Consider the following 25,036-nt stretch of genomic DNA (forward strand, 5'->3'; position numbering starts at 1 on the left):
CCCGCGCTCGGGAGCAGCCGCCCTGCCACCGCATGGTGGCACGTGTCTCAGATCACGGCGTTGCCCATCATGTGGGCGAACGACGCGGGGTCGGTGTCGAAGCCACGCACCCCCTCATGGAAGTGCCAGGCGCCCGACTCGTCTCTGATGAACTCGGCCACGATGGCTGCCGTGGCCGAGAAGACCTCCGTGAGGTCGCCCAGGGCGAGGTCGGTGATGTCGGCACGGACCCGCAGTCCCTTGCCGCCGATCTCGCCGAACGTCTTCCTCTGCTCTCCCTGCTGGATCGCCACTCCTACCAGCACACGCGTGTAGGACTCCGCCATCCTGTCCAGTTCCAGGGTCATGACCTCGTCGAAGCCATAGCCCTGGCCGGTGCGGCTGTCCCGGTTCAGTGTGATGGTGCCGTCGGGGGAACGGCTGTCGAAGTGCACCAGATACACGGGTTCGCCGCGCGGATCGTCGGCGGTGTAGGTGGCGGCGACCAGATCGAGGTCGTTCGCGGGCTCGCCCAGCGGACTGGGGTCCCACTTCACTGCCACCTCGACTTTCTCCAGTCCCTTGTTGAGACTACTCACTGGCATCCCCCTCTATCCGCTTGCTCCTCTGCCGGCCCGTTCTCCCGGTGAACGTGCCTCACCTGGGCCGTGGCGCAAGCTTCTTGTCATGGCGCCAGTCCATGGTGCCACCATGCGGAAGCCGCACCCACGCGTATACGTCAACCGCGGCGGGCGCCGGCCGACGGGCGGGCCGTCGAAAGAGCCCATGCCCGAACGGGCCCCGGTCAACCGGAAACCGTCACCGTCACGTACGAGGGAAAGCACTCGCCCGAGAGTGACCGGTGCCACGTTCATGGGCCTTACCATGGCGCGGTGCTGGTCAAGTGGATTCGCTGCACCGTCGTGGACCGCCGGGGGTTCGAGCGGGGGCAGCGGAAATGGGCGGGGCTTCTGGGGGAGCCGGGATTCCGTGGGCAAGGCGGCGGATGGAGCAGGGGAAGGCCGGGCGTCGCCCATGTCTTCTCCTTCTGGGAGAGCCGGGCCTTCTACGACTCCTTCATGGCACGCTCCCACGACCGGCTCGCCGCCGCCCAGTCCGGCACGTTCAAGGACATGCAGATCAAGCTCTTCGACCACCGCTTCGACGTGAAGACCGGGTTCGAGCCCCGATTCGCCGACACGGACCTGCTGCGGGTCGCGCACAGCCGGGTCCACCCGCACCGGGCCGAGCACTTCGCGCTGATGCAGGAGAAAGTCTGGAATCCGGCCATGGCGGGCTCCCCGGGGATGGTGCGCGGTCTGTTCGGGGAGGCGCCGGGACCCGAGTTCCTGGTGCTCTCGATGTGGCAGTCCGCGGCGGAGCACGGGAAGTACCGTACCGAGCGCGTGGAGCGCCTCTCCCTGCGGGCCCAGACGGAGGCCGACGTGGCGGCCCTGACCGGTGACGTCATCGAGCTCGAAGCCACCTGGACGGTATGAATCGGCCACGGCGGCCGAACTAGGGTTTCCGCATGGCCCGACCACACCGCATCGTGCTCGTCCGGCACGGAGAATCGCAGGGCAACGCCGACGACACCGTCTACGAACGCACCCCCGACCACGCCCTGGCCCTCACCGAGCGGGGGCGCGGCCAGGCGGAGGAGCTGGGCAGCGAGCTGCGCGAACTGTTCGATCGCGAGCGGGTGAGCGTGTACGTGTCGCCGTACCGCCGCACCCACGAGACCCTCCGCATCATCGGCCTGGACAAGGACCGGGTGCGGATCCGCGAGGAGCCGCGGCTGCGTGAGCAGGACTGGGGCAACTGGCAGGACCGTGAGGACGTACGGCTCCAGAAGGAGTACCGCGAGGCATACGGGCACTTCTTCTACCGCTTCGCCCAGGGCGAGTCGGGGGCCGACGTGTACGACCGCGTGGACGCCTTCCTGGAGAGCCTGCACCGCAGCTTCCAGGACCCGAACCACCCGCCCAACGTGCTCATCGTCACCCACGGCCTCACCATGCGGCTGTTCTGCATGCGGTGGTTCCACTGGACGGTGGCCGAATTCGAGGCCCTGGCGAATCCGGGGAACGGCGAGAAGCGGATCCTGGAGCTCGGGGCGGATGGCCGGTATGCACTCGACCGTCCGTTCGAATATTGGCGCAGGCCCGAGTCCTATGGCGCGGTCACCGGTTAGGCGGATCCGAGGCCTGTGGTGAGGCCTGTGGTGCCTCCACCGGTTAGGCGGACCCGGGTCCTGTGGCGCCGTCCCCGGTTGGGTGGACCCGAGTCCTCCGGCGCGGTCACCGGTTAGAGTGGCCGGGCGATGACTGCCGATCTGCCCTCCTCATCCGGATTCTCTGCTTCCGTGCCGTCTGTCCCTTCCGCCGCGTCCCGGGCCGAGGTGGATCGCCCTCCTGCCGGGGGGTCCTCCGCCGTCGCGGCGTCTTTTCCGGCAGGCTCCGGGGCTCGTCCCTCCGGCGAGCCGGGTGCGGAGCCGGGACCGGCCGCGCGCCTACGGCGTGCGCTGGCGAGCCTGCGCGGCCTCTCCGTGGGCGATGCGCTGGGGTCGCAGTTCTCCGTGCCGGTGAACCTCCCGTTGCTGGGGCGCAGGGAGCTGCCCGGCGCGCCCTGGCAGTGGACCGACGACACGCAGATGGCGTGCTCGGTGCTGGCCGTGCTCGCCGGCCACCGGCGCGTCGACCAGGAAGCCCTGGCCGCGTCCTTCGCCCGGCACCACGACGCCGACCGCGGCTACGGGCCGGCCGTGAACCGGCTGCTGCGGCAGGTCAGGGAGGGCGGTGACTGGCGGACGCTGGCCGGTGACCTCTTCCACGGCCAGGGGTCCTGGGGCAACGGCGCCTCCATGCGCATCGCCCCCGTGGGCGCCTGGTACGCGGACGACCCGGAACAGGCGACGCACCAGGCGGAGGTCTCCGCGTACATCACCCACCAGCACCCGGAGGCGGTGGCGGGCGCCATGGCCGTGGCCGCGGCGGCTGCCCTGGCGGCCGCTCCCGGCGGACCTCCCGCGCCCGGCGAACTGCTCGACGCCGTCATCGCCCTGCTGCCGCGCGGCTCGGTGACGGCGGGCCTGGGCCGCGCCCGGGACATGCTCGACCACGACGACCCGGCGACGGTCGCCGCGGTGCTGGGCTGCGGCCGGCAGACGTCGGCGCAGGACACCGTCCCGTTCGCGCTCTGGTCGGCGGCGCGTGGCCTCGGCGACTTCGAGGGAGCGTTCTGGGCCACCGCGCAGGTCGGCGGCGACGTGGACACGAACTGCGCCATCGTCGGCGGCATCGTGGCGGCGGGAGGCGCCGCTCCACCGGGGGCCTGGCTGGCCCGCACGGAGCCGCTGCCCGAGTGGGTGCCGACCGGCGCCTGACGAGAGCGGCCGGCGAACGGCTGAAGCCGGGCCGCGTCCCTGTCGCTTGGACGCGGCCCGGCTTCCGTTCCCCCGCGCGGCGCCGTCCCCCTGGCGGTGCCGCTGTCCGGTTGCGGGCCCCGTCAGCCCGCCGCCGGGCCTGCTGCCCCGGCCGTACCGGCCAGGGCCTCCAGGTCGCTCTTGCGGACCCGGATGACCACCAGGGCGGTGACCAGAGCCAGAAGGGCCATGGCGACCGCGGGAAGGAACGCGGTCGAGATGCCGTGGGCCAGGACCTCGTGACTCCAGGGAGCGGGGAGCTGGTGTGTCTTCGCGAACACACCCTGCTGCTCCGGTGTGGCGTGCGCCGTGAAGTCGGGTACCTGCTTGGTGGCCTCGTCACGGCTCGCCGTGCCGAACACCGTCGTCAGGATCGACAACCCCAGCGACCCGCCGACCTGCTGCATCGCGTTGAGCAGGCCGGACGCGGCCCCCGCCTCGTGCTGCTCCACACCCGAGACCGCGGTCAGGGTGAGCGTCACGAAGTTCAGGCCCATGCCGAAGCCGAACACCATCATGGGACCCAGGACGCCGCCCACGTAGGAGCTGTCCGGGCTGATGAACGTCTGCCAGCCGAGGCCCACGACCGCGACGGCCGAGCCGGTGACCATGAACGGCTTGGGGCCGAGCACCGGCAGCAGGCGCTGCGAGAGGCCGGCGCCCACCGCGATGGCCACCGTCACCGGGAGGAAGGCCAGACCGGCCTTGATCGGCGAATAGTTCAGGACGTTCTGTACGAAAAGTACAATGAAAAAGAACATCCCGAACATGGCCGCGGCCAGGCTGAGCATGAGCACGTACGTGCCCGAGCGGTTCCGGTCGGCGAACATCCGCAGCGGGGTGATGGGCTCCCTGGCCCGGCGCTCGATGCCCGCGAACGACAGCAGCAGCACGACGGCGGCCACGAACGAGGCGATCGTGATCCCGTCCCGCCACCCCTCCTCGGAGGCCCGGATGAAGCCGTAGACCAGCAGGGCCATGCCCGCCGTGGACGTCAGGGCCCCCGACACGTCGAACCGTCCGGGGTGGCGCACCGACTCCGGGATGAAGCGCGGCGTCAGGACGGCGATCAGCACCCCGATGGGAACGTTGACGAACAGCACCCAGCGCCAGTCGAGCCACTCGGTGAGCATGCCGCCCGCGAGCAGCCCGACCGCACCGCCACCCGCGGACACCGCGGCGAAGACGCCGAAGGCGCGGTTCCGCTCCGGGCCCTCGGGGAAGGTGGTGGTGACCAGGGCCAGCGATGTGGGGGACGCGATGGCCCCGCCGACGCCCTGCAGGACGCGCGCCGCCAGGAGCTGCCAGGGCTCCTGGGAGAGTCCGCCGAGCAGCGAGGCGAGAGTGAAGAGGAGGATGCCGGCCATGAAGACCCGGCGGCGGCCCAGAATGTCCCCGGCCCGCCCGCCGAGCAGCAGCAGGCCGCCGAACGTGAGCGTGTACGCGCTGACGACCCATGTGAGGTCCGTGGTGGAGAACTGGAGCGCGTTCTGAATGTGCGGCAGCGCGATATTCACAATCGTCGCGTCAAGTACGACCATGAGTTGGCATGCTGCGATGACGGCGAGGGCGATGCCCGGATGCGCCTTCCGGCGAGTCCCCTCGGGTATCTGATCTTCAAGCAATGGAGAGGTTGTCACAATTGGGTCCCCCACAGAGTGCTTAGTGAACGCTGGCGTTCACTGACGCGCCTACGGTAGTAAGTCCCCAACAGTGAACGCAAGCGTTCACTGAAGTTGCTGCCCGGGCGCCGGTTTTCCGCTCACCCGCATAACGGAGAGTCACCAATGGTTACTTCACGCTGGACGGCCGCCTCCCCTCGCCCGTCCACCGTGCGCCGCCGTGGCGCCGTCCTGGAACGCGCCATCCTCGATGCCGCCCTGGAGCAGCTCAGCACGGTCGGGTGGAACGGCCTCACCATGGAGGGCGTCGCCGCCGGCGCACAGACAGGCAAGGCCGCCGTGTACCGGCGCTGGCCGTCCAAGGAGGACCTCGTCGCGGACGCGTTGCGGTCCGGTCTGCCGCGCCTCGACAGCCCGCCGGACCTCGGCAGCGTCCGCGAGGACCTGATCGCCCTCTGCCATCTGGTGCGCGACACGATGTACTCGCGCCCCGGCTTCGCCCTCCGCTCCGTCCTCCACGAGTGCGACGCCACCACCGCGGAACGCTTCCACGACCTCATCGTGGACGGCGTGATCGAACCCACCGTCGCGCTGATCGAAGAGGTGGTGCGCCGCGGCATCGAACGCGGCGAGGTGAGGCCCGAAGCCGCGCACTCGGTCGTCTATGACGCTATTCCGGCCATGATGATGTACCGGTCAAAGGTGTGCGCATGTGAATGGGAGACGAAGGATCTGGAAGAAATGGTTGACCGGTTGATGATTCCGCTGCTACTGCCTCAGCAGGCCTGACGGGCCGCGGCGCCGCGGCGGCGCGACGTGCGGTGCTGAGGTGTGCGGTGGCGCGGTGTGCGGCGGCGCTGAGGTGTGGGGTGGCGCTGAGGCGTGTGGTGCTGAGGTGTCCGGTCGTGCTGAGGCGTGTGGTGGCGCGGCGTGTGGTGCTGGGGTGTGCGGTGGTGCTGAGGCGTGTGGTGGCGCTGAGGGCGGGTGCGCTGGATACGGCGGCGGTGAGTGCGGGGGCGTGGGGGTTTGCCGGGGTGCGTCTTGAGGCGGTCTGCCGTCTGCGGTGCGTCTTGAGCGCGAGTGCGGGGTCGGTTCGGTGGTCCGGCCCCTTTGCGGGCGGGTAGTTCATGTCGGGGTGCGGTGGCGGGGTCGCTGTTTCGTGCGGTGCCGCCGCCTGTCGGGGGCGTGGAGGGCGTAGGGCGTGGGCGTTTGACCGCCGGTCGGTGTGAACGCCCCATGGCCGGGGCCAGGGCCGGGGCCGGTGGCGAGGGGGTGCGCGGGCGTTCCGGCGTTGAAGTGGCGCGAGGGGTGAGCGCGCGGTCGGCGTGTGGCGCGATGTCCACCCCGTGGGGTGCCTGATTGCAGAGGCCGTTCCGGGTGCGGAACCGGCCGGTCGCCGTCCGGAAGACGGGGGTGTCGCTGCGGGTGCGGGGCGGCGTACGCTAGTTGCGCCATGCCCTACGAAGCACCTACTCACACCGTCGAGCGCTCCATCCGCGCCACCACGGGAGCGAAGATCGTTGCAGGCATCGACGAGGTGGGTCGGGGCGCGTGGGCGGGTCCGGTCACCGTCTGCGCGGCGGTCACCGGTCTGCGCAGGCCGCCCGACGGGCTGACCGACTCCAAACTCCTGACAGTGAAGCGGCGTACGGCACTGGCCGTGGTGCTGGAGGAGTGGGTCACGGCCCACGCGCTCGGGCACGCCTCCTCGGAGGAGATCGACGACATGGGGATGACGGCAGCCCTCCGGCTCGCGGCATCGCGCGCTCTGGAGCAGTTGCCGGTCCGTCCCGACGCTGTGATCCTCGACGGCAAGCACGACTACCTGCGCGATCCGTGGCAGGTCCGCACGGTGATCCAGGGCGACCGCTCCTGTGTCGCCGTAGCTGCCGCCTCGGTGATCGCCAAGGTACAGCGCGACAAAATGATGGCCGAACTGGGTGCTGAGCATGCACACTTCGGTTTTGCGGCCAATGCCGGGTATCCATCCCCTGTGCACCAGGCCGCGCTGAAGGAATGGGGCCCCACCCCCTACCACCGCCTCACGTGGGCGTATCTTGATGCGCTGCCCCGGTGGCGGCACCTCAAGAAGGCCCGCGCCTGGGCGACCGGAGCTATTCCCGAGATCGAAGGTCAACTCGACTTCGGCCTCTGAGTTCCGGATCGCACGTATGTGCCACCCGCCGGGGCTGTCCGCACCGGCGTTTGATAAATATCAACCCATGCCTCTCATTCCCGAGGAGCCTCAGATTCACGAGAGTGCCCAGGGTCACGGCACAGCTCCGGCCAGCGGCCGCAGCACGCCGACCCCTCGTCCCGTACCTGGTCCGCGCCCCGGGGCCCCGTCGCGTTCCGGTCGTCCGGGCCCCGTCCGGCCGGCTCCCCCCGCGCAGCGCACGCCGCGCGAGGCTCCGGCCGCCAAAACCGGGCCCGCCGGCCCGGCCACGCCGTCGACCAACGCCGCCAAGCCCGGCCCTGCCAAGCCTGCCGCCGGCAAGCCTGGTCCCAGGGCGGACGCGGCCGCGGCGTCTCCCCAGGTCCAGCTGATCCCCGCACCGCCGGGGGGAGCGCTGGACGCGGCAGAGGAAGCCGTCGACCTGCTGCTCGACTCGGGCCGTGCGCCCGGCGACATCCTGGTCATCACCACCGGCGACCCCCACCCGTGGGCGACCCACGAGCTCTCCTTCGGCGAGGCCGCCTACTGGGCCCAACACGATGCGGGCGACGACGTGTTCTACGCCGCCGCCTCCGTCATCGACCGCGCCAAGGTCCGCCCCGTCGTGGTCGTCGCCGTGAACACCGACTCGGCCGAAACCGCCGCCACCGCGCTGCCCCTGGCCGTCGGCCGTGCGAGCGCTCTGCTGATCGTCTGCGGTGACCCGCAGCAGATCAACTCCGTGCTGGGCGCCGGCGTCTGAACCTCGTCGATACGGGCCACCGCAGGGTGGCCCCTCGGCGAGCCGGCGGTCGGCAGAAGCCGGCCGTGCGGCGCGGTTTCAGGGCCGTCGCCGGCCATGAGCGGACCCGGCTGCGGCGGGGGCTGACTCGGGGTTCGGGGTCGGAGCAGGTCGGTGGACGTCTCCATCGGTCGGTGTGTCTTCGACGTCGGTGGGTGTCTTCGGTGGCGGTGCGTGTCGCCGACTGCGGTGATGTGAATGCGCCGTCGAGGGGCTCGGACGGCCATCCGAGCGCTTCAGGCGTGCGGAGCGCTTCAGCCGTTCGGCCCCAGGCCTACGGGGCGGTGCCGTTCAGACGTAGAGAACGGTCGGGCGGCGCGGGCTCGTGGGCGGCCGTGCTTTTGTCGTGGCCGCGGTTGGTGGGGGCCCGTGCTGGGCGCGCGCCGCCCGTGCGTGCTGGTGGGCGCCGCCCGTGCTGGTCGTGGTGCGCCGCCCGTGCGTGCTGGTGGGCGCCGCCCGTGCTGGTCGTGGTGCGCCGCCCGTGCGTGCTGGTGGGCGCCGCCCGTGCTGGTCGTGGTGCACCGGCCGTGGGTGCCGTCCGTGGGTTTGCGGCCCTGGTCTTGGTCCGTCGGCGCCTGCGTGCACGGGTCTCGATCCGATGCTTCGGGTGACCCCGTCCTCGCGCCCGGCTCCGGCCCTGAGCCCGGCTCCGACGCCGCCCCTGGCCCCGGCTCTGACGCCGTCCCTGGCTCCCACCCCGTTATGGGCGATCCTGTTATGCCCTCGCGGGGGTGCCTCAGCGGGCGGCGGCGCGCCGCATGATCTTCGAAGCGGCACCGCCGCTGAGCGGTTGAGCGTTTGCCGGGGTGCCCAAGGGCTCGGGCGGCGACGTGACATTCGGCCGCCGTCCGGCGCGCTCCTCACCCAGGACGTGCCAACCGCCCCGGGTCAGCGTGATGTAGGCCCCGCACCGCAGCCCGTGCAGGGTGCAGGCATCTCGCAGCCCCCACATCCAGGCCCCGTCCTCCTCCGTCCACCCTCCGTCGCCCTCGCGGCAGTACATCAGTACCGCCGTCCGCACCGGAGCGCGTCGCCGCAGGTCGTGCGGGATCACCAGGCGAAGTTGCGCGAGCAGCGCGTTGCGGAAGATCCAGCCGTCCGCGGGTGACTGCCGCCGCGCGAACGAAGCGCTGGCGCTGAGCCGCCCCTCGGGGTCGAGTACGGCGACCACGGCCGTCATGGGCGTCGGCTGATGCCGCCAGTGCAGGCCCACCACGACCTCGCGCGGGTTGCGCAGGAGGGGGATGCCCGCGGCCGACCACTCAGCTGGTTCCAGCAACCGGGAGGCGGCCTGAGCGGAGTCGGCGGCCACCCTGGCGGTCTTCGCATACGTCGCCGATGCCGCTCCGGACGGAGTGAATCCGAAGGTCACGGTCCTCCCTTCGGCTACATGCGGAGAACGGGGTGGGACTAGGAGAGCGCACCACAGCGCAACCCTGCCGGAGCCCGGACGAGGCGCGTGGGAGCACCCCCAATTCTTCCCTTCGCACTGGCTTGCGGCAACGAGCAATCTGCCACCGTGGCTGTCATCTGGCGATGGAGCCTCCCTTCTTGTGTAGCTGTCACTGCCTTCTGGAGCTGTCAGCGCGGGCTTGCGGTTGGTGCGGGCTGGCTCCGGCGGCGGACGGGCTCGTGGGTGGACGGGTAATTCGTCTGGATGTCTTCCCCGTGTGGCGGTGCGGCGGCGTAGGGGTGGCGGCGGTGGCGGTGCTCGTCGTGGCGGTGCGGTGGCGCCTGCCCAGGGGCAGCTGTGTTCCGGTCGGCCATGCGCGTCAGCCCTGCACGGCCAGGACCAGCGGCAGCACCTCCCTTGCGCCGGCGCGGCGGAGCAGTCGTGCGGCCATGGCCAGTGTCCAGCCCGTCTCCGTGTAGTCGTCGACGAGCAGAACGGGTCCTGCCGTCCGTTCGACTGCTGTCATCAGCGGCGGAGGCAGAGCCAGGGCTCCGTCCAGGGCCTTGAGGCGCTGCGCGCTGTTGCTCCTCGGTATGCGCAGTGCCTTGGGCCGGGGCGAGGCGTCCCCGTCCGGCGCCGGCCACCCCTGGTCGTCGAGATCCCCGGGGCCCGTTCCGTCGGGGCCGTCGAGGGGGCGGTCCAGAACGCCGTCCTCCTGACCGGCCGCCTCGGCGTAGGCGAGGGAGCCCAGCAGGGGCAACCGGCCGACCTCGGCGATGTGCTTGCCCAGGGACTCGATCAGGCGTGGGTGCGTGTGCGACGGCATGGTGACCACGCCGACCGGACGGGGCGGCGCGCCCGGCTCCCCCGAGGCCCAGCCGCCGGGGCCCTTGGCCCACTCCGCCAGGACGCCGACCACGGCGCGAGCGACGTCGTCCGGCACCGGCCCGTCGGGGCTGTGAGCAGTGAGCATGGGCCGCAGCCGATTGCCCCAGCCGATGTCGGAGAGCCGCCCCAGAGCCCTGCCGGGACCGGCCTGCTCCTGCACCGGAATGCGTCCCTTGAGGTTGATGCCGACCGAGGGAAGCCCTGTCGGCCACATCCTCCGGGGCTCCACGTCGACGCCCGCACGTCCCAGCTCACCGCGAGCCGTGCCGAGTGCGGAGTCGGAGACGGATGAGCTGAACGGCTTGCCGGTGCAGTTGTCACACCGGCCGCAGGGCGCGGCCATCTCGTCGTCGAGCTGCCGGCGCAGGAACTCCATGCGGCAACCTTCCGTGGTCGCATACGCCCGCATCGCCTGCTGCTCGGCATCCCGCTGCCTGGCCACCCAGGCGTAGCGCTCCGCGTCGTACGCCCACGGCTCGCCGGTGGTGATCCAGCCGCCCTTGACCCGGCGGACCGCGCCGTCCACGTCCAGGACCTTGAGCATGGTCTCCAGCCGGGAGCGCCGCAGCTCCACCAGAGGTTCGAGCGCAGGCAGCGACAGCGGTCCACCCGCCCGGGCCAGGGCGTCCAACGTGCGGCGGACCTGCTCCTCGGGCGGGAAGGCCACCGAGGCGAAGTACCGCCAGATGGCCTCGTCCTCCGGACCGGGCAGCAGCAGCACCTCCGCGTGCGACACCCCGCGACCCGCCCGGCCCACCTGCTGGTAGTAGGCGATGGGGGAGGAGGGAGAACCGAAGTGGACGACGAAGCCCAGGTCGGGCTTGTCGAAACCCATCCCGAGTGCGGAGGTGGCCACCAGCGCCTTGACGCGGTTGGCGAGCAGGTCGTCCTCGGCCTGCTGCCGGTCCGCGTTCTCCGTCCGCCCGGTGTAGGAGGCGACTGCGTGCCCGCACTGCCGCAGGAACGCGGTGACCTCCTCGGCCGCGGCCACCGTGAGCGTGTAGACGATCCCGGAGCCCGGCAGCTGGTCCAGGTGTTCGGCCAGCCATGCGAGGCGGTGCGCCGCATCCGGCAGCCGCACCACGCCCAGGCTGAGGCTCTCCCTGTCGAGCGGTCCGCGCAGCACCAGCGCGTCCGAACCCCCGCCCGTGCCGAGCTGCTCGGCGACGTCTGCCGTGACCCGCGCATTGGCCGTGGCGGTCGTGGCCAGGACGGGAACCCCGGACGGCAGCTCCGCCAGCATCGTGCGCAGGCGCCGGTAGTCGGGCCGGAAGTCGTGTCCCCAGTCGGAGATGCAGTGGGCCTCGTCGACGACGAGGAGGCCGGTGGTGGCGGACAGCTCGGGCAGCACCTGGTCGCGGAAGTCCGGGTTGTTGAGCCGCTCCGGGCTCACCAGCAGCACGTCGACTTCACCCGCCGTCACCTCGGCCCGGATGGTCTCCCACTCCTCCGGGTTCGACGAGTTGATGGTGCGCGCGCGGATCCCGGCGCGGGCCGCCGCCTCCACCTGGTTGCGCATGAGGGCGAGGAGCGGGGAGACGATCACGGTCGGACCGCTGCCCCGCTCGCGGAGCAGCACCGTGGCGACGAAGTACACGGCGGACTTGCCCCAGCCCGTCCGCTGCACGACGAGCGCGCGGCGCCGGTCGGCAACCAGCGCCTCGATCGCATGCCACTGGTCCTCGCGCAGCCGGGTACCGCCTGTCGGGTCGCCGACGAGACGGGACAGCACGGCATCCGCCGCGGAACGCAGCTCTTCGTTGCTCATGCCCCCATGCAACCCGATGGGTGCGACATCGTGCGAACGAGCCGCCGAGTCTGTGGATAACTCTTGTCGTGTCCCTGATCTGACTTATCCACAGGTCAAACCGGAATCTTGCATTTCGGGGCAAGGTCGCTGCATGACGAATCACAGCGAGGCAAGCGAGGCAATGGAACCCGCCGAGCCCGGCGATCGGGCGCGCCCAGCCTGCCCTGGTCCGGCCCACGATCCCGATCCGGGCCACGACCCTGCCCACGTTCCTGGCCCGGGCCGGACTCGAGAGCCTGGCCGCGTTCAAGCTCCTGACCCCGCTCCGGCCAGGGGCCCGGTTCACGACTCCGGCGGGGCGCGGGGTTCCGGCCCAGGCGAATCCACCGACCCGCGCGGGTCCGCGGATTCCGCGGACCCGGGTCCCCCTGGTCCCTCGGCGATGCCCCTGGAGAGGACTCTGCAGGCGATGCACTCCGGGGGAGAGCCGTCCTGGCCGGCCGGTACGGCGGCCGTGTCACCGGCGGCCATGAGCCACGCCGAGGCCCGCGCGGGGGGAGGGCTGGACCAGGTCACTCTGCGCTCACCCGCGGAGTTGGCCGACGCGCTCCCGTACCTCCTCGGATACCGCCCCGAGGACAGCATCGTGCTCGTCGCCCTCCACGATCACGGCGGCTACGGCAGCTTCGGCGCCCGTGCTCGCCTGGGCATTCCGGAGCGCGAGGAGGACTGGCAGGAAGCGGCTCGGCAGATGGCCCGCTGCCTGGTGGTCGCGAGCGAGCGGCGCGGCGTCCGGCCCGAGGGGATGGTCGCCTTCGTGTGCCGCGAGCCGGAGAGCGGCCGGACCGGCCGCCAGGTGATGGAGGCCCTCCGCCCGCTGGCGCAGCTGCTGCGCACCGAGTGCGGCAGTCTCGACATCCCCGTACTCGAGGCGCTCTGCATCTCCGCGAACCGCTTCTGGTCCTACTGCTGCCCCGGCACCCAATGCTGCCCCGAGGAGGGCAAGCCCATGGGCCTACCGGGATCCTCAGTTCTCTCGGCCGCCATGACGTACGCCGGCCTTCAGGTCCGGGGAACTCTCAGGGAGTTCCGCGCCCGGCTGCTGCCCTGGGAGACCGCCGGCGCCCTGGACCAGGAAGCGGCACTGGACGCCGCGAGTGCGGCCCTCGTGCCCAGGATCCTGGACGAGTCCCGGCGCCGCGACGTGATCGCCGACACCCTCGCTCTGGCACGCCGGATCATGGACCGCCTCGCCACCGCGCAAGCCGTCCACGGCACACTTGAGGCCGACGTCCGCGACGACGAGCTCATCGCACACGACGAGGCAGCCGACCTCATCCTCGGCCTCCAGGACAGGACCACGCGCGACATGGCCGCGGAGTGGATCGAGGAGGACGAGGCGCCTTCGGCGCTTCGCCTCTGGCGCGCGCTCGCCCGCCGCTGCGTCGGCCCCTACGCCGAGCACGCCGCGGCACCGCTGACCCTGGCGGGCTGGATCGCCTGGTCGGCAGGTGACGAGTTGGAGGCCCGCGAGGCGCTTGCCACGGCTCTCGGCCTGGACCCGGACTACGTCTTCGCCCGCCTCCTCCACCAGGGGTGCAACGAAGGCCTGGACCCCGAGGCCATCCGTCGCTGCCTGCGGAAGGAGCGAGCGGAGCGAACGGCTGCGCAGCGGAAGGCCGCGGGGAGTGCGGCCGAGGCCGAGGAGACAGCGGGGATCGGGGCCCCCGAGACCCGGACGCAGCCTCCGCCCGCCGGTGACGTCACCAACGGCCCCCTACCGGGGGCGGTCGGCCAGCGCTCTCTGCCGGGCGCGGTGGCCCAGCGGTCGCTGCCTGGCCCGGCCAGCCCCGACCTCGACGACTCCCGACCGCCCTCCACCCCTCCACGGCGTCCCAGCCCACGCCGCCCCCGCCGCCCCGAAGCCGGCGGATCGAGCGCACGCGGGCCGCGGCCGACCCGACCCAGGGGAACGGGCCCGGGCACCACGCCCGTGATCAGGCCCCACCCCAGCCGCCCCCGCGCCCCGAAGCACGCACCGGGAACCGGCCAATGACGCCGACACCTCCAACCGGGACGGGACGGTCCGGCGACCGGGGCCCCGCGTCCCGCCGGCCAAAGCCCCGCGCCCACAAGCCACCCCGGCAGAAGCGGAACGTCACCCAAAGCTGCCGCCTCACCCTGATGAACCGTCCGCAAGCCCCTCGACGAGGCCCTGACCGGCCATTTCTGAGAGCCAAGGAGCAGCCGGGAGCACGTGGCCGGGACTGTCCGGAACAGATACGGAACCCATAGCGAAGCGCGTGTTTATCGTCACCCAGACGACTATGATCGCGTCATGTCGCCCTACGACCCGTCGGCTTTCCCGCCCTTCGCCGTCACCGTGGACCTGGTCGTGCTGACCGTGCAGCGCCATGCGCTCTGTGCGCTCGCGGTGCGGCGCGGCGAGCCGCCGTACCAAGGGCGTTGGGCACTGCCGGGAGGCTTCGTCCGGGCGGACGAGGACCTGGCCTCCGCGGCGGCCAGGGAACTCAAGGAGGAGACGGGGCTGTGCGTGCACAGGCCCGAGTCCCCGGCACAGGACAACGGCGCGCATCTGGAGCAGCTCGCCACCTACGGCGACCCCAAGCGTGATCCGCGGATGCGGGTGGTCAGCGTCGCCCACCTGGCGCTGGCGCCCGATCTGCCGGCGCCCCGGGCGGGCGGCGACGCGCGGAGCGCCCGCTGGGCACCGGTCGAGACGCTGCTGGAGCCGCCGGGCGGGCGGCAGGACGAGCAGAGCGCGCCACTCGCGTTCGACCACGCCCTGATCCTCGGGGACGGTGTGGAACGAGCGCGTTCGAAAATCGAGTACTCCTCGCTGGCCACCGCGTTCTGCCCACCGGAGTTCACCGTGGGGGAGCTGCGCCGGGTGTACGAGGCGGTCTGGGGCGTCGCGCTCGACCCCCGGAACTTCCACCGCAAGGTGACCGGCACCCCCGGCTTCCTCGTCCCCACCGGAGGCACCACGACCCGTCAGGGCGGCCGTCCCGCCCAGCTCTTCCGCGCCGGCGGCGCCACGCTCCTCAACCCCCCGATGCTGCGCCCCGAGGCCTGACCGAAGGTCTTCGCCGACCCCGTGCCACGCCGTCGGCAGCGGCGATCAGACACCCGTACGCCTCTCTTGCCCGGAAAATCAGTAATATCGCGATATCTTGCATCCGTACTTGCAGGGTCCGTCGATCTGTGCCGTCGGGCGGGCCCCGGCCGTCGAGCGGTCGCACCTTCCGCGAGAGAAGCGATGATCCAGGCCATCGGACTGACCAGCAACCGTCCCAGGGGGCGTTTGACCGGCCCCGCACGCTGGGGCCGCCGGGTCGGTGCACACGAGGGGGACCCGGCCCTGGTTCTCGACGATGTGTCCCTGGAAGCGCATCCGGGACGCGTCACCGCTCTTCTAGGCGCGCCCGCATCCGGCAAGACGACGGCGCTCCGGCTGATGCTCGAACTGGACCAGGGCCGTGGGATCACCTATTTCCGGGGCCGGCCGCTGCACCGGATTCCGCATCCGGCGCACGAGGTGGGCGTGTTGCTGGGGGAGGTCCCGGGGCACCCCGGCCGTAGCGTCCGCGGCCATCTGCGGATGCTCTGTGCGGCGGCCGGAGTCTCCACCTCGCGCGCGGACGAGGTGCTGGAGGACATGGGCCTCGTCAGCCTGCGCGGTGAGCCCCTCGGCACGCTCTCGCGCGGGCTCGACCGCCGGCTGGGCATGGCCTGCGCCCTGCTGACGGACCCGCACACGCTCGTACTGGACGCGCCGAGCCAGGGGCTGGCTCCACGCGAGGCCCGGTGGCTGCACGACCTGCTGCGCGCACACGCCGACGGGGGAGGGACGGTGCTCTTCTCCACGGACGACCCCAAGGAGGCCGCCCGCAGCGCGGACCGGGTGGTGACACTGGATGCCGGCCGGGTCGTCGCCGATCAGGAGGCCGTCGACTTCGCACGCACCAGGCTCCGCCCCAGGATCGCCGTCCGCAGTCCGTACGCCGCCCGCCTCGGCCTGCTCCTCGCCAAGGAGGCCAGGGCGGCCCGCCGGTCCGTCGAGGTGGTCCGGGAGGACGGCACCCGCCTCTCGGTGTACGGGAGTACATGCGCCGACATCGGCGAGACGGCGTTCCGGCACGGCATCCTCGTCCACCAACTCGCGGAGGAGATCGGGGACATGGGCCCGGGGACCCGACAGCGGGAGCCGGAGAAGCCGGCGCAGCTCGCCGCCCCGGCCCCCGAGGCCGTCGGCGGCGCCCTCGTCGGCAGCGGCGTCCCGTCCGCCGGAGCCGGCCCGCTCACCGCGCGCGCCCCGGACGGGCCTGCTGCGGACAGGCCCGCCCGGGAGCAGGACGGGGTTCGGCCCTCCGTGCAGGAGGACGAAGAAACGCGCGGCGACTCTCATGCGGACACCGAACCGCGCACCGCACCGCCCGGCGAGTCCTTGCCGCGCACCGCCCCGCCCGGCAAGGATTCCGAGGCGCCGGTGTCGCACGTGCCCGGTCCCCGCCCCCGGAGCCGGGGTCCCGATCCGTCAGGAACCGGTGCGCTGCCCCCGCCCATCGCCGTCCGGGCGCCGGGGAGCCCGCTGAGCCCGGTCCGCTACGAACTGCACCGGGCCACCGGGGTGGCCACCGCCTATGTCACCGCGGCCTGCGTGCTTGTTTCTTCCGCACTCCTTTCCCTGCTGCTGGCGGGAACCGGCCGTATTCCACCGCCGTACGTACTTGCCGGGTGGCCGAGGGAACTCCCGCTACCGCCGGCCGCGTTGGGCGCCGGACTCCTGGGGGCGCTTGCCTTCGGCGATGAATTCCGGCATCCCGCACTCGCCGCCGACCATGGGACAGTGCCCCGCCGGCTGGGGATGCTTGGCGCCAAACTGCTCGTAGCGGCTGCCTCGGCCGTCCTTTTCGCCGTCGCGACCTTCACCTTTGATGCCGCAGTGCTTCACCTCGTCTACGGATTTGCAGTCGACGGGAACCCCGTCGACTGGCCCTCGCTGGGCGTGAGTTGGATCTCGTTTGTGGTGGGCTGCGCCTGGGCAGGGGTGCTTGCGGCCGGAGTCTTCCGCTCCACCGCCGCGGGGCTTGCCGCCGTACTTGCCGTGCCGCTTGTCGTCGTGCCCTTGGTGCACGCGGCAGTTGCCGGGGCGCCGGTGCGGGGGGCGACCGGGTTCCCGGCCTGGTTGCGGGAGTTCGTGCTGGGCCGATGGCCGCTCGGCGCCGCGCCCTACACGGCGGCCGGGGCGACCTCGGTCGCCCAACCCCTCGGCGGGGCTCTGGTGTTGTCGCTGGGGGCGCTGCTGTGCGGCTACATGTTTAGCCGGCTGCGCGGAAGAGCACGATGATGACCTTTCCCATTCCTTTTCTTCTTGATTCCTTTCGTTGCTGTGCGCAACTCCCGGATCAATGCCCATTTCTTTCCGATAAGGCGTCAATTATCGCGGAGTGAGCGATCACCCTTTCGTGTGCTTTTCACCAAAGACCTCAAGGCAGTTAGGAGTGACGCCGACAAAGGATCCGTGAGTACCCTTGCGCACACCATGATGACCACCGCCCGCTCCTCGGACTCCGGCTTCGTCGGACCGGGCGAACTCGACAGCTACCCCTACGCAGAAGCCCCGGGAGGCGAGCGCGTGAGCGGCGCGACCGCCTGGGAGGGCACGGAGCCCGAACTGGGCCGTGTGGGGCGACGGGCCGCGGGCAGCCGCGGCCGGGGACTGCACGGCCAACTCGTCCAGCAGCTCGGCCAGATGATCGTCTCCGGCGACCTGGGCGCCGACCGCCCCCTCGTGCCCGAGGAGATCGGCCACCGCTTCGAGGTCTCCCGCACCGTCGTCCGTGAGTCGCTGCGCGTCCTCGAAGCCAAGGGCCTGGTCAGCGCCCGCCCCAACGTCGGCACGCGCGTCCGCCCCGTGAGCGACTGGAACCTCCTGGACCCTGACATCATCGAGTGGCGGGCCTTCGGACCGCAGCGGGACGACCAGCGGCGCGAGCTCAGCGAGCTGCGCTGGACCATCGAGCCCCTGGCCGCCCGACTCGCCGCGGGTCACGGCAGGGAGGACGTCCAGCAGCGGCTCGGCGACATGGTCGAGATCATGGGCCACGCCCTGGCCCAGGCGGACACGATCACCTTCTCCCGCGCGGACGCGGAGTTCCACTCCCTGCTCATCCAGGTCGCCGGCAACCGCATGCTGGAGCACCTGTCGGGGATCGTCTCGGCCGCCCTCCAGGTGTCCGGCGGCCCCGTCACGGGCTGCGACCGCCCGAACGAGACGTCCCTCGGGCTGCACGCCCGGATCGCCGAGTCCCTCGCCTCCGGCGACGGCGCGGCCGCGGAGTCGGCCATGCGTCAACTGCTCACCGTCCACCCGGAGGTGGAGCGCGTCGTCCCGGCTCCCCGCGAGCACTGAGGCCCGTGCGACGCCACAGCAGGACGGGCCATGCGGCGTGACCCCTGCGCCCTACAGCGCGACCTCGGACCCGCCGTGCCCGTCCGCCACCCCGACGCGGCACGCGTAGGCCGGGCCTGTGCCGGAACCTGACCTGGAACCGGCGCGGGTCCGGCGACGCGCCCGCCCGTCCGACGCTGCGGGACGGCGCCCGGGCCCGGCCTCCGTGGCGGGCCCCCTCCGCGGCCTCCCGCGCCCCGCACCCGGGCGGCGCCCACCGATCCCGCATGCCCCCCATACGGCCCAACGGGCCCCCCTTCGGGCGCGCTCGGGATGCATTTGTACATTTTTGTGCGCTTACGTGGTGTGACTCGGGCCACGCGGATTGGGCGTAACGCTCCTCCGGGCTGTGCGATGACCTAAGAGGTGGCAGTCGAGGAGGGAATACAGCGGCCAAAGGCGGCGCTGTCCATCTCCCCGGCCCGCCCGCGCCGTCGGCCCACTCCCAAGCCGGCGGTCGTCGGCTCCAGTCCCTCAGCGGACGGGGTCGGAAGCCGTTTTCCAACGTTCCGAGAGGTTGTTCGTGTCGGCCAGCACATCCCGTACGCTCCCGCCGGAGATCGCCGAGTCCGTCTCTGTCATGGCGCTCATCGAGCGGGGAAAGGCTGAGGGGCAGATCGCCGGCGATGACGTGCGTCGGGCCTTCGAAGCTGACCAGATTCCGGCCACTCAGTGGAAGAACGTACTGCGCAGCCTCAACCAGATCCTCGAGGAAGAGGGTGTGACGCTGATGGTCAGTGCCGCGGAGCCCAAGCGGACCCGGAAGAGCGTCGCAGCGAAGAGTCCCGTCAAGCGCACCGCCACCAGGACTGTGGCGGCCAAGACGGCGACCGTCAAGAAGACCACCGCTGCCGCGGCCCCGGCCCCGGTTGCGGAGGTGCCGGTCGTCGACGCGCCCGCAGAAGAAGCAGCACCCGCCAGGAAGGCGGCGGCCAAGAAGGCGGCGGTCAAGAAGACCGCCGCCAAGAAGGCCACCGCCAAGAAGGCGCCGGCGAAGAAGACCACCGCCAAGAAGGACGCCGAGGAGGTCCTCGAAGAGGAGACCGTCGTCGAGGAAGCCCCCGGCGCCGGCAAGCCCGGTGCCGAGGAGCCTGCCGAGGACGGCACCCAGGGCTTCGTGCTCTCGGACGAGGACGAGGACGACGCCCCCGCCCAGCAGGTCGCCGCAGCCGGAGCCACCGCGGACCCGGTCAAGGACTACCTGAAGCAGATCGGCAAGGTCCCCCTCCTCAACGCCGAGCAGGAGGTGGAGCTCGCCAAGCGCATCGAGGCCGGCCTCTTCGCGGAGGACAAGCTCGCCAACGCCGACAAGCTCGCCCCCAAGCTCAAGCGCGAGCTGGAGATCATCGCCGAGGACGGCCGGCGCGCCAAGAACCACCTCCTCGAGGCCAACCTCCGCCTCGTGGTCTCGCTCGCCAAGCGGTACACCGGCCGCGGCATGCTCTTCCTGGACCTCATCCAGGAAGGCAACCTCGGCCTCATCCGTGCGGTGGAGAAGTTCGACTACACCAAGGGTTACAAGTTCTCCACCTACGCCACCTGGTGGATCCGCCAGGCGATCACCCGCGCCATGGCCGACCAGGCCCGCACCATCCGCATCCCGGTGCACATGGTCGAGGTCATCAACAAGCTCGCCAGGGTGCAGCGCCAGATGCTCCAGGACCTCGGCCGGGAGCCCACCCCGGAGGAGCTCGCCAAGGAGCTCGACATGACCCCCGAGAAGGTCATCGAGGTCCAGAAGTACGGTCGTGAGCCGATCTCCCTGCACACCCCCCTCGGTGAGGACGGCGACAGCGAGTTCGGCGACCTGATCGAGGACTCCGAGGCGGTCGTCCCGGCGGACGCGGTGAGCTTCACCCTCCTCCAGGAGCAGCTGCACTCCGTGCTCGACACGCTCTCCGAGCGCGAGGCGGGCGTCGTCTCCATGCGGTTCGGTCTCACCGACGGTCAGCCGAAGACCCTCGACGAGATCGGCAAGGTGTACGGCGTCACCCGTGAGCGCATCCGGCAGATCGAGTCCAAGACCATGTCGAAACTGCGTCACCCGTCCCGCTCGCAGGTGCTGCGCGACTACCTCGACTAGAGGCTGGAAGCGCTCCCGGAAGCCCGTCCTACGACGAGGTTCCGGGGGCTGCGCAGCATCCGCGCGGGACACCTCACCGCGCGTGGCAGACCCCACCGGCGGCCCGCTCCCTTCCCTGGGAAGCGGGCCGCCGGCGTCTGTACGGATGCGCGCCCTCCGCTCCCGAGTAACGCTGGGTGCGTGCACCAGACACGCCGAGTGAGGAGAGCGCGCATGCGTCGACGCACCCTGGGAATATCGGCCGCAGCCTCCGCCCTGGCCACCGCGACGGTGGTCCTGCCCACCGCTTCCCCGGCCGCCGCGCGGGCCGGCGGTGCCGTGGTGGGCGGCTCTCCGGTCGGCGTCGCCGAGGTGCCCTGGGTGGTGGCCCTGGCGAGCCGGGACCGGTTCGGCGGCACACGCTCCGGGCAGTTCTGCGGTGGAGCGCTCATCGCGCCCTCGACGGTCCTGACGGCCGCCCACTGCCTCGGCGTGGAGACGCTCGGCGTACCGCTGGGTGACGTACACGATCTGAAGGTCATAGTGGGCCGTGAGGACATGACCACGAGCGAGGGTCGGGAGATCCAGGTACGAGGATCTGTCGTCGACTCGCAGTACGACAGCGGTACGAACGCCGCGGATGTGGCCACCCTCACCCTCTCGGAACCGCTCCCCGAACGCTCCGTGCTCCCTACGGCTCCTGAAGGCGACAGCGCCTACGAGGCGGGCACCAGGGCCACCGTGTACGGCTGGGGGGACACCACGGGCGCCAGGCAGCTCTCGGACGGCCTCCTGGCGTCAGAGGTCCAGGTACTGCCCGACAGCGCGTGTGAGGCGGCCTACCCGGGCACCACGGGGGCTACCTACGCCGCCGGGTCCATGCTCTGCGCGGGAGAGCCCGACGGGGGCCGTGACGCCTGCCAGGGGGACAGCGGAGGACCGCTGGTCGCCCAGGGGCGGCTGATAGGGCTGGTCTCCTGGGGCAGCGGTTGCGGGCACGCGGGGCGGCCCGGTGTCTACACGCGGCTCTCGCGGGTCCTCAAGGACACAGGCACCACCGGATAGCGCGGGGTGCCGAGGGGGCGGAGACACAGCGCGACGGTGGCCCGGGGGTGACCCGGTGGTGTGCCACCGTCGGTGAGTCGGTGCACCCTGAGGCGCTGGGTGGAGCGCTCAGGGCGCTGCTGAGAAACGGGTCCGATCGCGTGAGCAGAGCCGGCCCAACAGGCGAAATGAACGGCCACCCCTGGTGACCCAAGGGTGGCCGCCCATCACCGGCCATGCCGGGCTGCTCGTCGTCGATGCGATGTGGTCAGCGCTCTTCGTCTTCGGCTGACGCCGGAGCGGCCGTCAGCCGCTCCGACTCGTCCTGTATCTCAGCGGCGATCTTCTTCAGTTCCGGCTCGAACTTGCGGCCGTGGTGGGCGCAGAAGAGCAGTTCACCGCCGCTTGTCAGGACAACGCGCAGGTAGGCCTGGGCTCCGCAGCGGTCGCAGCGGTCGGCGGCCGTCAGCGGGCTCGCGGGGGTCAGAACAGTAGTCACGTCGCCTCTTCTCTAGCTCGACGAGCTGTCGTACCAGGTCAACATCCAACCAGCCCCAAACGTTCCCGCTCGTGGCATTTCCTCGAAGATTTCTCTCCGCGGTGGCTGTCTGCTGGCGGTTGGCGGCGAATGTGCCGTATTGCGTTTCTTTGCGTCTTACGGGTTCGCACTTCTCTGTGGGTTCAATCCTCCCGGCTGGCTTGCCGGTGTTCATGAGGACGTGCCCGGAGCCTAAATGGTTCATGCCTCGAAGGGAACGTGATGTACACGTCACGCCCTCGAGGGATCGAACTGATATGCGACCCTTGGGCTACTGTAAGCGAGAGCGTGGGTGGCGTTACAACGGCTCTACCAGGCCTCGGTACCCTCAGATCGGCAACCGAAGCCAACCCACCGTTCCATCAGGGACCAACAGAAATTCAGCGAGGAGCGAACCGCGTGACCGCCGAGACGTCCGTGCCGTCCACAGCGCTGCTGACCGGAGCAGGCGGCATCCTGGACAGGGACAGTTCCAACTACACCGCGCGGCACCTGCTCGTCCTCGAAGGGCTCGAAGCGGTCCGGAAGCGGCCGGGCATGTACATCGGCTCGACGGACAGCCGCGGCCTGATGCACTGCCTCTGGGAGATCATCGACAACTCCGTCGACGAGGCCCTGGGCGGGTACTGCGACCACATCGAGGTCGTCCTGCACGACGACGGCTCCGTGGAGGTCAGCGACAACGGTCGCGGCATCCCCGTGGACGTCGAGCCCAAGACCGGCCTGTCGGGCATCGAGGTCGTGATGACCAAGCTGCACGCGGGCGGCAAGTTCGGCGGTGGCTCCTACGCCGCCTCGGGCGGCCTGCACGGCGTGGGCGCCTCCGTGGTGAACGCCCTGTCCGCCCGGCTGGACGTGGAGGTCGACCGCGGCGGGCGCACCCACGAGATCAGCTTCCGGCGCGGTGTGCCCGGTGCCTTCGCCAAGGACGGCCAGGACGCATCGTTCGAGCCGGGAAGCGGCCTCCGCAAGACCAAGAAGATCCCCAAGACGCGCTCCGGCACCCGCGTGCGGTACTGGGCCGACCGGCAGATCTTCCTCAAGGACGCCAAGCTCTCCCTGGACACCCTCCACCAGCGCGCCCGGCAGACGGCCTTCCTGGTGCCCGGCCTGACGATCGTCGTACGCGACGAGTACGGCCTGGGCGACGGCGACAGCAAGGGCGAGGAGTCCTTCCGCTTCGACGGCGGCATCAGCGAGTTCTGCGAGTACCTGGCGACGGACAAGCCGGTCTGCGACGTGCTGCGCCTGACCGGCCAGGGAACCTTCAAGGAGACCGTTCCGGTCCTGGACGACCGCGGGCAGATGACCCCGACCGAGGTCACCCGCGATCTCGGTGTCGACATCGCCCTGCGTTGGGGCACCGGTTACGACACCACCGTCCGGTCGTTCGTGAACATCATCGCCACCCCCAAGGGCGGCACCCACCTGTCCGGTTTCGAGCGCTCCGTCACACGGACGGTGAACGAGGCCCTGCGAACCCAGAAGCTGCTGCGTGTCGCCGAGGACGACATCATCAAGGACGACGCCCTGGAGGGGCTCACGGCGGTCGTCACGGTGCGCTTGGCGGAGCCGCAGTTCGAGGGCCAGACCAAGGAGGTGCTCGGCACGTCCGCGGCCAACCGGATCGTGGCGAACGTCGTCGCCAAGGAGCTCAAGGCCTTCCTGTCGTCCACCAAGCGCGACGCCAAGGCACAGGCGCGCTCAGTCCTCGACAAGACCGTCGCGGCGGCCCGCACCCGCATCGCCGCCCGGCAGCACAAGGAGGCACAGCGGCGGAAGACCGCCCTGGAGTCGTCCTCGCTGCCGGCGAAACTGGCCGACTGCCGCAGCGACGACGTCGAGCGCAGCGAGCTGTTCATCGTGGAGGGCGACTCGGCGCTCGGCACCGCCAAGCTGGCCAGGAACTCCGAGTTCCAGGCCCTGCTGCCGATCCGCGGCAAGATCCTCAATGTCCAGAAGTCGTCCGTCTCGGACATGCTCAAGAACGTCGAGTGCGGTTCGATCATCCAGGTCATAGGAGCGGGGTCCGGCCGGACCTTCGACATCGACGCCGCCCGCTACGGAAAGATCATCCTGCTGGTCGACGCCGATGTGGACGGCGCGCACATCCGCTGCCTGCTGCTGACGCTGTTCCAGCGCTACATGCGGCCCATGGTGGAGGCCGGCCGCGTCTTCGCCGCCGTGCCGCCCCTGCACCGCATCGAGCTCGTCCAGCCGAAGAAGGGCCAGGACAAGTACCTCTACACGTACTCCGACCGCGAACTGCGCGAGTCCCTGCTCGACCTCCAGCGGCGAGGGGTGCGCTACAAGGACTCCATCCAGCGCTACAAGGGCCTCGGCGAGATGGACGCGGACCAGCTCGCGGAGACCACGATGGACCCCCGTCACCGGACCCTGCGCCGGATCAACATCGCGGACCTGGACTCCGCCGAGCAGGTCTTCGACCTGCTCATGGGCAACGAGGTGGCACCCCGCAAGGAGTTCATCAGCGGTTCCGCGGCGACGCTGGACCGCTCGCGCATCGACGCCTGAGGCGCCCGCGCGCGCAGGGGCGCCGGGTCTGTCGGTCCGGCCGGTTCCCGGTGGCGGCTCCGCGGGGCCGGGGCGCTGTCTCCGGCGGTTCCGGCGCGTGCGGCTCTGTTCGGCGGCTTCGGCTCGGGCCGCCGGCACGAGGCCCCGGGGTGGTGCCTCGTGCGGGCGGCACGAGGCCCCGGGGTAGTGCCTCGTGCGGGCGGCACGAGCACGCTCCACCCTTGGGTGGAGTTCAGGATCCACCTGGGTTCCACCTCCGCTCCGATCTCTTGACCAGGCCTTTTCCGTAGTGTCGACGTCGTTGCCCGGCTTCGGCGGCTGCTCGGTGCGTTCCTGCGCGGACGGCGCCCGCGGCCGACCGTCCTCGTC

The 25,036-nt window shown here is 71.1% G+C and carries 18 protein-coding genes; 13 read left to right on the forward strand and 5 right to left on the reverse strand.

Features of this window, described 5'->3' with window-relative positions:
• Nucleotides 1-47 precede the first annotated feature (47 nt).
• Nucleotides 48-578: a TerD family protein gene (locus tag Sm713_RS29995; RefSeq protein ID WP_212913114.1), complete on the reverse strand. Its 531-nt coding sequence runs from the start codon at nt 576-578 to the stop codon at nt 48-50.
• 294 nt (nt 579-872) lie between these two features.
• Between Sm713_RS29995 and Sm713_RS30000 the strand changes: the two genes are divergently transcribed.
• The 3 genes from Sm713_RS30000 to Sm713_RS30010 all read left to right on the forward strand — a co-directional run bounded on the left by Sm713_RS30000 (nt 873) and on the right by Sm713_RS30010 (nt 3,364).
• Nucleotides 873-1,478 (forward strand): YdbC family protein, encoded by a 606-nt coding sequence (locus Sm713_RS30000; RefSeq protein ID WP_212913115.1) that lies wholly within the window; start codon nt 873-875, stop codon nt 1,476-1,478.
• Nucleotides 1,479-1,510: 32 nt separating this feature from the next.
• Complete coding sequence (locus tag Sm713_RS30005; RefSeq protein WP_212913116.1) at nt 1,511-2,173, forward strand: histidine phosphatase family protein; 663 nt, start codon at nt 1,511-1,513, stop codon at nt 2,171-2,173.
• A gap of 330 nt (nt 2,174-2,503) precedes the next feature.
• Nucleotides 2,504-3,364: an ADP-ribosylglycohydrolase family protein gene (locus tag Sm713_RS30010; protein WP_212914948.1), complete on the forward strand. Its 861-nt coding sequence runs from the start codon at nt 2,504-2,506 to the stop codon at nt 3,362-3,364.
• Nucleotides 3,365-3,486: 122 nt separating this feature from the next.
• On the opposite strand, the gene Sm713_RS30015 is transcribed toward Sm713_RS30010, so the two are convergent.
• Nucleotides 3,487-5,043 (reverse strand): MFS transporter, encoded by a 1,557-nt coding sequence (locus tag Sm713_RS30015; protein WP_212913117.1) that lies wholly within the window; start codon nt 5,041-5,043, stop codon nt 3,487-3,489.
• Nucleotides 5,044-5,190: 147 nt separating this feature from the next.
• Between Sm713_RS30015 and Sm713_RS30020 the strand changes: the two genes are divergently transcribed.
• The 3 genes from Sm713_RS30020 to Sm713_RS30030 all read left to right on the forward strand — a co-directional run bounded on the left by Sm713_RS30020 (nt 5,191) and on the right by Sm713_RS30030 (nt 7,943).
• Nucleotides 5,191-5,814 (forward strand): TetR/AcrR family transcriptional regulator, encoded by a 624-nt coding sequence (locus tag Sm713_RS30020; protein WP_212913118.1) that lies wholly within the window; start codon nt 5,191-5,193, stop codon nt 5,812-5,814.
• Between the two features lie 664 nt (nt 5,815-6,478).
• Nucleotides 6,479-7,180, forward strand: coding sequence for a ribonuclease HII (locus tag Sm713_RS30025; protein WP_212913119.1), 702 nt, complete (start codon nt 6,479-6,481; stop codon nt 7,178-7,180).
• A gap of 67 nt (nt 7,181-7,247) precedes the next feature.
• Nucleotides 7,248-7,943: a hypothetical protein gene (locus Sm713_RS30030; protein ID WP_212913120.1), complete on the forward strand. Its 696-nt coding sequence runs from the start codon at nt 7,248-7,250 to the stop codon at nt 7,941-7,943.
• A 775-nt stretch (nt 7,944-8,718) separates the two neighbouring features.
• Here the strand turns inward: Sm713_RS30030 and Sm713_RS30035 are convergent.
• Nucleotides 8,719-9,354, reverse strand: coding sequence for a hypothetical protein (locus Sm713_RS30035; protein ID WP_212913121.1), 636 nt, complete (start codon nt 9,352-9,354; stop codon nt 8,719-8,721).
• 400 nt (nt 9,355-9,754) lie between these two features.
• Nucleotides 9,755-12,031 carry a RecQ family ATP-dependent DNA helicase gene (locus Sm713_RS30045; RefSeq protein ID WP_249416789.1) on the reverse strand — a complete coding sequence of 759 codons (2,277 nt, stop codon included), beginning with the start codon at nt 12,029-12,031 and terminating at the stop codon, nt 9,755-9,757.
• Between the two features lie 511 nt (nt 12,032-12,542).
• Here Sm713_RS30045 and Sm713_RS30050 point away from each other — a divergent pair.
• The 6 genes from Sm713_RS30050 (at nt 12,543) to Sm713_RS30075 (ending at nt 21,615) form a co-directional block, all read left to right on the forward strand.
• Nucleotides 12,543-14,069 carry a DUF4192 domain-containing protein gene (locus Sm713_RS30050; protein WP_249417049.1) on the forward strand — a complete coding sequence of 509 codons (1,527 nt, stop codon included), beginning with the start codon at nt 12,543-12,545 and terminating at the stop codon, nt 14,067-14,069.
• 282 nt (nt 14,070-14,351) lie between these two features.
• Nucleotides 14,352-15,110, forward strand: coding sequence for an NUDIX domain-containing protein (locus tag Sm713_RS30055; RefSeq protein WP_212913123.1), 759 nt, complete (start codon nt 14,352-14,354; stop codon nt 15,108-15,110).
• A gap of 183 nt (nt 15,111-15,293) precedes the next feature.
• Entirely contained in the window at nt 15,294-17,384 is a 2,091-nt protein-coding gene (locus Sm713_RS30060) for an ABC transporter ATP-binding protein (protein ID WP_212913124.1), read from the forward strand.
• Nucleotides 17,385-17,558: 174 nt separating this feature from the next.
• Nucleotides 17,559-18,449 (forward strand): FadR/GntR family transcriptional regulator, encoded by an 891-nt coding sequence (locus Sm713_RS30065; RefSeq protein WP_212913125.1) that lies wholly within the window; start codon nt 17,559-17,561, stop codon nt 18,447-18,449.
• A gap of 556 nt (nt 18,450-19,005) precedes the next feature.
• Nucleotides 19,006-20,571, forward strand: a complete 1,566-nt coding sequence (locus Sm713_RS30070; RefSeq protein ID WP_212913126.1) for an RNA polymerase sigma factor — start codon at nt 19,006-19,008, stop codon at nt 20,569-20,571.
• A gap of 213 nt (nt 20,572-20,784) precedes the next feature.
• Complete coding sequence (locus tag Sm713_RS30075; protein ID WP_212913127.1) at nt 20,785-21,615, forward strand: serine protease; 831 nt, start codon at nt 20,785-20,787, stop codon at nt 21,613-21,615.
• Between the two features lie 247 nt (nt 21,616-21,862).
• Here the strand turns inward: Sm713_RS30075 and Sm713_RS30080 are convergent, their stop codons facing one another.
• On the reverse strand, nt 21,863-22,093 hold the full coding sequence (locus Sm713_RS30080) for a hypothetical protein (RefSeq protein WP_212913128.1): 231 nt from the start codon (nt 22,091-22,093) through the stop codon (nt 21,863-21,865).
• A 438-nt stretch (nt 22,094-22,531) separates the two neighbouring features.
• Between Sm713_RS30080 and Sm713_RS30085 the strand changes: the two genes are divergently transcribed.
• Nucleotides 22,532-24,667 carry a type IIA DNA topoisomerase subunit B gene (locus Sm713_RS30085; protein ID WP_212913129.1) on the forward strand — a complete coding sequence of 712 codons (2,136 nt, stop codon included), beginning with the start codon at nt 22,532-22,534 and terminating at the stop codon, nt 24,665-24,667.
• Nucleotides 24,668-25,036: the final 369 nt, after the last annotated feature.

The organism is Streptomyces sp. TS71-3 (assembly GCF_018327685.1).
Lineage (GTDB): Bacteria > Actinomycetota > Actinomycetes > Streptomycetales > Streptomycetaceae > Streptomyces.